General features: G+C 34.0%; 9 protein-coding genes. All 9 read right to left on the bottom strand.

Features of this window, described 5'->3' with window-relative positions; genetic code table 11:
* Positions 1–846: 846 nt before the first annotated feature.
* Positions 847–1,875: a type 2 isopentenyl-diphosphate Delta-isomerase gene (fni, locus tag V7014_RS25305; protein WP_335511573.1), complete on the bottom strand. Its 1,029-nt coding sequence runs from the start codon at positions 1,873–1,875 to the stop codon at positions 847–849.
* Positions 1,876–1,889: 14 nt separating this feature from the next.
* Entirely contained in the window at positions 1,890–3,020 is a 1,131-nt protein-coding gene (gene rpsA / locus V7014_RS25300) for a 30S ribosomal protein S1 (protein ID WP_335511571.1), read from the bottom strand.
* Positions 3,021–3,241: 221 nt separating this feature from the next.
* Positions 3,242–3,829, bottom strand: coding sequence for a lysophospholipid acyltransferase family protein (locus V7014_RS25295; RefSeq protein WP_335511570.1), 588 nt, complete (start codon positions 3,827–3,829; stop codon positions 3,242–3,244).
* 1 nt (position 3,830) lies between these two features.
* Positions 3,831–4,505, bottom strand: a complete 675-nt coding sequence (gene cmk / locus V7014_RS25290; RefSeq protein WP_335511567.1) for a (d)CMP kinase — start codon at positions 4,503–4,505, stop codon at positions 3,831–3,833.
* Between the two features lie 192 nt (positions 4,506–4,697).
* Positions 4,698–4,898, bottom strand: a complete 201-nt coding sequence (locus tag V7014_RS25285; protein ID WP_335511577.1) for a DUF5359 family protein — start codon at positions 4,896–4,898, stop codon at positions 4,698–4,700.
* A 46-nt stretch (positions 4,899–4,944) separates the two neighbouring features.
* Complete coding sequence (locus V7014_RS25280) at positions 4,945–5,682, bottom strand: flagellar brake protein (protein WP_335511565.1); 738 nt, start codon at positions 5,680–5,682, stop codon at positions 4,945–4,947.
* Between the two features lie 120 nt (positions 5,683–5,802).
* The gene (gene ypeB, locus V7014_RS25275) at positions 5,803–7,155 is read right to left on the bottom strand and encodes a germination protein YpeB (RefSeq protein WP_335511563.1); all 1,353 of its coding nucleotides are present in this window, start codon (positions 7,153–7,155) and stop codon (positions 5,803–5,805) included.
* Positions 7,156–7,170: 15 nt separating this feature from the next.
* Entirely contained in the window at positions 7,171–8,007 is an 837-nt protein-coding gene (gene sleB, locus V7014_RS25270; RefSeq protein WP_335511575.1) for a spore cortex-lytic enzyme, read from the bottom strand.
* Between the two features lie 216 nt (positions 8,008–8,223).
* A partial coding sequence (locus V7014_RS25265) for a PrsW family glutamic-type intramembrane protease (protein WP_335511561.1) occupies positions 8,224–8,608 on the bottom strand: 385 nt, incomplete at its 5' end.

The raw sequence follows: 8,608 nt of genomic DNA, 5'->3' as shown, positions 1-8,608 counted from the left end.
GCTGGACGTAGAATCACTCTAATTAAAGTGATTAACAACGAATTATTTTATAATTTCCTAAACAATAAAAAAAACCAATTACACCAACAAATAAACCACCATGTTCATGGTGTGTTATTTATCAATATAACTGGTTCTTGATCTAGGCCTGCTCCGCTTTTGCAACAGAGTCAATTAGATTTGACAGTTATTAATTAAAATGGATAAAAAAACACCTTCGCATTACATTCAATAACGTTTCCAATGTCTTTATGTTTTTAATATAACAACTATCAAACCGAATTGTCAATAATTTTCTGACTAAAAAACACACAGCTAAAAAAACCCTACTGTTATTGATTTTATTATAAGTTGGTTCACAATTAATTGTAATTAAAGTCACCACAAAAAATATATTACAATAACAATTATCAGAATATTCTATATTATTAAAAAATATTTATTTTTTACCATTTCCTATATCTGAATTTTTGCATCCTCCACAATTTTTACAACCAGTAGCAAGTATACTTTGACACATAGCTTTTTCCTCCTAGTAATTCAAGATTTTTTTAAGATCTTCCACATTAAGAAAAACTGGTTACAAAAAGCCAGTAATATCCCATCTTTAATAAGAGAGGGAAATCACTGGCTCGGTCTGCGGATATGCTTCGATTTCTCGTAAGTTTAACAGAATTAGCAGTTATTATTAACGTTTAAATACTTTTTCACTCATTTTACTTGATCCGATAAAAGGTTATTTCTATCAGAAAGTAAATGTAACATGTTTTCAATAACACTATCAACATAATAAGGTACTATCATTATATTGTCAACTAGTTTTCAGACTTTTCGTAATTCGGTTCATTACTTTGGTAGCAATCCTCTTTGATGTAACCAATGATAGGTATCCCCTTGAAAGACTTTTTTTACTTGTTTAAAATCTGTTGTATGCTTTATTCCGAGAGCTGTCATAATAATTGATAGATCTTCATGCACAGTATAGATTTCATCTATTAATGTCTCTATACCTTCATCCTTATACACTTTAAGGAAATAGCCTGCCATTCCAACTCCGCTTGCTCCTAATGCTAAACTCTTCGCAACATCCATTCCGTTTTGGATACCTCCTGAAGCAAGTACGTTTACTGACGGAATGTGGGTAGCTTCAACAATCGATGCAGCAGTAGAAATCCCCCATGATTCAAAATAATTGAGTAAGCGTGAACGTCGTTGATTCTCTATTTTCGCAAAGTTTGTTCCACCAAACCCGCTAATATCTACATATTTCACACCAACATCCGCTAACATAGCAACTGTTTCATGACTCATCCCAAAACCTACTTCTTTCACTATAACAGGCACATGAAGTTGTGAAATAATTCTTTCGATATTTTTTAAGATATGACTAAAATCCCGATCACCTTCTGGCATTACAAGCTCCTGAATTACATTAATGTGGATTTGTAGTGCATTTGCCTCTATCATATCCACTGCTCTTTTCGCTTGCTCTAATGTAGCTTCACCACCAAGATTGCCGATTACTATTCCTTGAGGATTCTCTTTACGGACAATACGATATGAGGATTGTTGAGTAGTATCCTTTAGAGCTGACATCTGCGAACCTACAGACATAGCAATCCCCGTTTCTCTAGCTACTATAGCCATATCACGATTGATTATTTCTGTTTCTTCTCCACCGCCACCTGTCATCGCATTTACAAAAATTGGTGAACTTAAAAGTTCACCAATTTTTGTATAAAGGCTAACATCATCAAGAGACATTTGCGGTAAGCTAACATGAACGAAATGTACATCATCCAACCCAGTTAATCTACTCTGCCCTGTTTCAAGAGCATATTCAATATGTTCTAACTTACGTCTCATTCTTGACAAATTTAATCACCATATTATTTTTTAAATTTTTTCAATTGATCTCCAATAACGTCGCTGAATTGAAAACCAGTTGTTTCTTCAGGAAGCTCATAAGAAAAATCTTCCGATGAATCTTTTTCCTCCAATGCTTTCATGCTTAAAGATAATCTTTGTTCTTGCTCATTCATTTCTAATACTTTTACTTGAACAATTTGCCCCTCTTTTAATACTTCATGAGGAGTTGCAATATGCTTGTTCGAAATCTGAGAAATATGAACAAGGCCTTCAACACTAGGGAAAATTTCAACAAAGGCACCAAACGAAACAATTCGCTTAACTGTTCCTTCTAAAACTGAGTCTTTTGCAGCTTTTTCTCCAATATTATCCCATGGTCCAGGTAATGTATCTTTAATAGATAACGAAATTCTTTCATCTTCAGGATTAATTGCTAATACTTTAACCTTTACTTTATCACCTTTGGATACAACATCTGAAGGTTGATCTACATGTTGATGTGATAGTTGAGAAATATGAACAAGTCCATCTACTCCACCAATATCAACAAAAGCGCCAAAGTTTGTTAATCGTTGAACTGTACCTTCTAATAATTGTCCAACTTGAATTTCTTCTAATCGATGTTTCATTGTTTTATGCTTTTCATCTTGAACAACTGCACGATGTGATAGAATCAAACGATTACTTTCTTTCTCTATTTCAACAATTTTAAATGTTAACGTTTTTCCTTTATAATCAGAAAAGTCTTCAACAAAATGGTCTTCAACTAATGAAGCCGGAACGAATCCTCTCACTCCAAGGTCTACTACTAAACCACCTTTTACAACATCTTTCACTTCAGCTTCAAGAACTTGTCGTTCCTCAAATTTTTGATAGAGAGTTTCCCATGCTTTTGCAGCATCAACTTTACGTTTTGAAAGGATTAAGCTTTCTTCTTCAACTTTTGTAACTTCAAGCTCTAATTCTTGGCCCTCAGCTACTATTTCCGACGCTTTCTCTACATGTAGACTACTCAATTCACTAATAGGAATAATACCATCACATTTACTGTTCTCTACATCAACAATAACTTGTTTTTCTTCCACCTTAGTTACAATACCTTTTACTGTGTCGCCTACCTTATAGTCTTTCACTACATATTGTTCATCCATTATATGTACTCCTCCTTACCCATGACTGCTAAAAGTGTTTTCAAAAATATTGACTTTGCTTTACTTCCAAATACCAACCTGTTCAAACATGATTAGTATTTATCATTCTTTAGTATAAACCAAAAAACGAGAGATTGCTTCAATTGCTGCCATATTTATCGGAATCAACATCCTATTATTTAAAATTCTTATACTTTAGTATTTTTGTCAAGTGATGTGACTCACTTATATGCTTCTATCAACATGGAAATTTCATTCATAATAATATTCGTAGCTTCCTCTGCATTTAATTTTTTTCCCTCCTCACTATATGCAGAGAAATCTATCGGCCGACCATAGACAACTTTTAATCGTTTAAATCGTTTATAAGGTCCAATAATCGCACAAGGTACTACAACAGCATCTGTTCGAAGAGCAAAAAAACCTGCACCTGCTAGCCCTTTACCCAATTCTCCAGTTTCGCTTCTCGTTCCTTCAGGAAACAACCCTAATACTTTCCCTTCTTTCAATAATCCTAAACCTTTTCTTAAGGCTTCTCGATCACTCATGCCTCTTTTCACAGGAAAAGCATTTAAACTAGGAAGCAATTTTCCTAAAACAGGCGCAGAAAACAATTCTTCTTTCGCCATAAAATGAACCGGTCTTGGTGCGTTAATACCCACAACGGGTGGATCTAAAGCAGAAATATGGTTCGAACAAAGAAGTACACCGCCCTCTTTTGGAAAATCTGCCGTTCCTATCACTTCGAAACGGTAAATCGGTTTTAAAAGTGCATACACTAACCCCTTAGCAAACGTATATAAATTCATATTACAAGGCCCTTTCTTTTATAAGAGACTTAATATAGTCTGCAACCTCTTGAATATTTAAAGAAGTTGTATCCAGTAATACAGCATCTTCCGCTTTCTTTAAAGGAGCTACTTCTCTCTCAGAATCGAATTTATCACGAGCTGCTATTTCTTGTTTTAACTTTTCTAAGTCAGAAGGAAATCCTTTAGCAACATTTTCTTGATGTCTTCTCAAAGCTCGTTCATCTACACTTGCAATTAGAAAAACTTTCAACTCTGCATTTGGTAAGACATGCGTTCCAATATCTCTTCCATCCATAATAATTCCACCATTGTTCGCTAATTCCTGCTGCACCCGTACCATCTCTTCACGAACTAATGCGTGTTTTGCTACCGCAGAAACGGAATTAGTTACTTCAGCAGTACGAATTTCATCCGTTACATTTTTACCATCTAGAAATACTAATTGACCTGAATCACTTGGTTTTAATAGTATATGACTATCTAGTAAAATGTTGTACAATGCCCCTTCATCATTAACATCTATATTATTTTGCAATGCCTTTAATGTAAGGGCTCTATACATAGCGCCTGTATCCACATATACAAAGGAAAAATACTCCGCTACAATCTTTGCAACAGTGCTTTTACCAGCTGCAGCTGGTCCATCTATAGCTACTGATATATTCTTTTTCATAATTCCTCCTAAAACCTATACCTAACAAGGTAATCTAAAAAAATCCTTTATCTATTCTATCATAAAACCGTTGTTTCAACAGCGCGTTTTTCAAAACCCATTCATTCAAAATGCTGCTATAAATATATTATGAATCTTAATCAAAATAAATAAAACCTCAGCTGTAATTTTGCTGAGGAGAAAGAGAAATTGTTATTTATCAACGTTATTTTGCAAAACATCTGCTATTAAAGAATAATTATCGATGTAAACGCCTTCATATTTTGCCAGTTTTTTTAGTTCCAGAAAGGAGTCTGCTCTATGAAACACGATTTGAAAAAACAATAAAAAAATGCATTGTATTATAATTAGCTTTACAATTATAGCTTCAATTTTCTTCACTTTCTTCACCATCATTTTTTACCATTCAGTATGGTAAAGAAGTAACATGAATATACCCTTATCTCCGTGCTTTATTTCTAAACTCCAATTGTTTATCAAAACAAAAGCGAATTAATAGCTGCTGCTCTTCATGCTTATTATTTATAAATTGCACGGCAAGCACATTCTTTTGAAGCTCTGGTTGTTCTACTAATCTAATAACCTTACAATCAGCTTCAATTGTTTCTTGTTTTCCAGATTTCATTTGCAATAGAAAAGCAGCTGAAATAATTGAATCAGGATGCAAAACTAACTTCTTTGATACATAGATTGCTGCTCCACCTGCACTAATATCTTTTGTTATACTTTGAAACGATTTAAAACCGCTATTCTTACTACTAGCAATAACCTCTACTGGTACTTCAACCCTTACGAACTCCCTAAGCTTGATAGCATCCGCATTATTCGAATTGTTCTTTTCTTTCAGTCTTCTTAATACGTCGGTATCAAACATATACTTTGATTCACCAGAACTACCGTAAGTTACCTTATCCGGATATTTCAAATGAATCATAGGAACCGGGGAAGTCATCCTACCAATAACTACCGTGTCAAATTCATAAATCGAACCATCTACACCCGTATAACTTACTTTTAATTGTGTCCCATCGATTAAAGACAAAACGTTATGTGTCGAAATATTTATAGGATATTCTATAAAAAATGAATGATCACTTATTTCAAGTATGTTTGATCGATATTGTTCAGGTTGTGAAGAAAATTTTGGCACAAGTAGTAAGCTATCTCCAACTCTCATTCTATCCCCCACTCTTTCTAGTATAAAATAACTAAAACCCTCCTATATTATGACAGAAATAAAAAAAAAGGAAAAGTATAGATATACCTCTCCTATCCAAAAAAGTTAAAAATTATCAATTTAAATCACATCTTCATATGGGGCTTCATGTTCATCCATCTTTTCAACAAGCTCTTCTTCATTCGTACTAGCATTGATGAAAATACGATACGTGTCATCATTCATTGTACCTAAAAATTCATAACACAGTACTTCTTCCCCTAAATCATTTGTAATAATCGCAAGTCGATCTTCCATTATTTTCACTTTAGGATTAATCTTTTGTTTCGCTTGCTCAAGCGTAATTTTAGGTTTTTGCTGCTCTCTTTCTTTATTCGTTTGTAAATATTCTTCTGCCGAATAACCAATGATTTCACCATTGTCTAATGCAACTTTAACCTTGATCGAATCTGAATAAACGCGAACATTATTCTCCACATGTACAAAGTTAAAAACCCCTACGGAATCATATTGTGAGCTTTCAAACATTTCCATCGATGTGAAATTTTGCTTTTTCAGGAACTGCATCGCTTTCTCTGATGCTTCATTTAAACTAATTTTTGCTTTCCCTACTTCTCGATTATTCATAAAAATAATCGGGTATCCACCTACTTTGGACATATCCATGTTTAATTGAGTATCTGTTTTCGGATCAGAAACATTTATACTATAAAATTTAAAATCAGATCCTTTTCGACTTTCTTCAACCGTCACTTTAGCATCTTTACTAAAAGGTACAAACTTTCTAGCTTTTTCAACCGCTTCTTCTTTGCTAATTTCTTCCCCTTTTAAATTTCGATAATTCTCATCTTTTTGTTTATTCGTAACATGAGTAGGACCAAACTGAGAAGCTTCTGAATATCCACTAACTTTCTTTTCTACCGTTTGAAAGCCATCAATAATCGTATTATCACTCGCTTCTTTTCCAGAAGCTAAAGCCATTTCTACATCCATCCATCTTAAATTGTTTTTCATTGCAAGATGTTGAACTTGTCTTAGTTCATGCTGTATTTCACCTGATTGTTGATACAAACTTTGCAAAAGCTTATATTCTTCATCAGTGAGAGGCTCTTTCTCCAAATCTCTCACAGCTGTACGATAAGTAAAATCACCAATTTGCGAAAGGAATTCTTCTGTTTTATTAAATGGCACTAGAGATAAAGGCAGTAAACCTACATCATTTTGCGCTTCAGAAGTAATACGCCATACATCTGTCAATGCTGGAGATAGTGACCTTCTAGAATTCATCGCCAAAGTTGTTCCGATTTTATCATTTAATAAATCCATTTGATAATTTAAGTCATGAAATGCACGTTGATAGTTATTTTCTGCATTTACTAAAATTGCATTTTTCTCTTTATGTTCTTGATAACCCCAGAACGCTGTACCCGCGCAGACTACAACTAAAACTGTAATAATAATATTTTTCACCATAAAGAACACCCCTTCCTACTTACAAAAAATATGCTTACCTATTTTTTTGATTTGTGGTCTTGACCAAATCCATTCACTTGTAGCGGTTTCTGGATTAAAGTAATATGTTGCATTTCCAGATGGATCCATTCCGTTAATAGCATCGATTACTGCTTTTTTCGCTTGCTCATTTGGCTCTAACCATATTTGTCCGTCTGCCACTGCAGTAAATGCTAAAGGTTCAAAAATAATATCTGATACTGTATTTGGAAATGATGGACTTTCAAGTCTATTTAGAATTACTGCAGCTACTGCAACTTGTCCATCATATGGCTCACCTCTTGCTTCGCCATATACTGCTTGCGCTAACAAATTAATATCATTTTGAGAAAAACCAGCTGGCACATTTGATGCCTTTGTATTAGTTTTTTCTTTGTTAGCTGTTTCTTGCTTTTTTGTACTTTTGTTTGTAGCGGCTTGATTATTACTTTTATTATTAGTTGATGGTTGCTGTTTCGGCTTAACTTGCTTTTCAATCGGAACATTGCCGTAATAAGTAAACGTGTTCCCTTTATTAATTTGTTCGTGTACAAATTCCTTATTGAAGTTTGATGCATTAACTAATTTATTCTTAGTATCTTCACCTGCTAAACCATCAATAGGTAAGCCGAAATCGTTTTGGAAATTTCGTAGTGCCCAGTAAGTACCCCATCCGAACACTCCGTCAATTTTCCCATGATAAAAACCAATATTTTGTAATCTTGCTTGCAGTTCGATGACATCATCACCGACAGCGCCTTGTTGTATCACTTGATTAGTAAATGCTTGTGCATCATCTTGTTTATAACTAATCGAAAGTATTAACAAAGCCATTAAAGCGATACTTATTCTTACGTAGTTCATTATTTTTCTACTCAAAAAAGGACACCCCTAACTTAAAAAATGGAAGTAACCCTATTATTTTTCAATTGGATTTATTTTATTCCAAAAAAGCAGATGAACCCATTTTGCTGGTATAGATTAAAGCAATGTTTAAAACGATATTATACAAAAAAGAGGCTTGCCCAATAACTTTGGACAAACCTCTTCTTAATTGATCATTTGCGATGCATGTAAGTCAGATAAGACTCTAGCTTTCTTAACCTTACTTAATCCAAGCCACCATAAGAAAATCATAAACGGAACAATAAAATACATCCAATGACTTTCTTTTAATAAGATATAATCATATAAACCATGTAAGACAAACGGCACTAGCAAAGCAAGAAGTAAGAATATTCGCTTTCGATTTTCAGTAAACTTGCCCCTACCTAAATAGTATCCCATAATGACACCGAACAAAGCATGACTTGAAACTGGCAAGAACGCTCTACCAAATGCAAATTCAACGCCATTTGCAACTAGATACAATAAGTTCTCAGCTGTAGCAAATCCAAGTGATACCGCCGAACCATAAACCACTCCATCATAAGGC

This window comes from Bacillus sp. JJ722 (genome assembly GCF_036963345.1).
Taxonomy (GTDB): Bacteria; Bacillota; Bacilli; order Bacillales; family DSM-1321; genus Bacillus_AD.
The sequence above is the reverse complement of the archived record's forward strand: the minus strand, read 5'-3'. Positions and strand labels throughout refer to the sequence as shown.

Bases quoted from the DNA above. Each gene is read 5' to 3' on its own strand.
- rpsA (WP_335511571.1), bottom strand. From the start codon at position 3,020: ATGGATGAACAATATGTAGTGAAAGACTATAAGGTAGGCGACACAGTA.
- V7014_RS25295 (WP_335511570.1), bottom strand. From the start codon at position 3,829: ATGAATTTATATACGTTTGCTAAGGGGTTAGTGTATGCACTTTTAAAA.
- cmk (WP_335511567.1), bottom strand. From the start codon at position 4,505: ATGAAAAAGAATATATCAGTAGCTATAGATGGACCAGCTGCAGCTGGT.
- V7014_RS25285 (WP_335511577.1), bottom strand. From the start codon at position 4,898: ATGGTGAAGAAAGTGAAGAAAATTGAAGCTATAATTGTAAAGCTAATT.
- V7014_RS25280 (WP_335511565.1), bottom strand. From the start codon at position 5,682: ATGAGAGTTGGAGATAGCTTACTACTTGTGCCAAAATTTTCTTCACAA.
- ypeB (WP_335511563.1), bottom strand. From the start codon at position 7,155: ATGGTGAAAAATATTATTATTACAGTTTTAGTTGTAGTCTGCGCGGGT.
- sleB (WP_335511575.1), bottom strand. From the start codon at position 8,007: ATGGCTTTGTTAATACTTTCGATTAGTTATAAACAAGATGATGCACAA.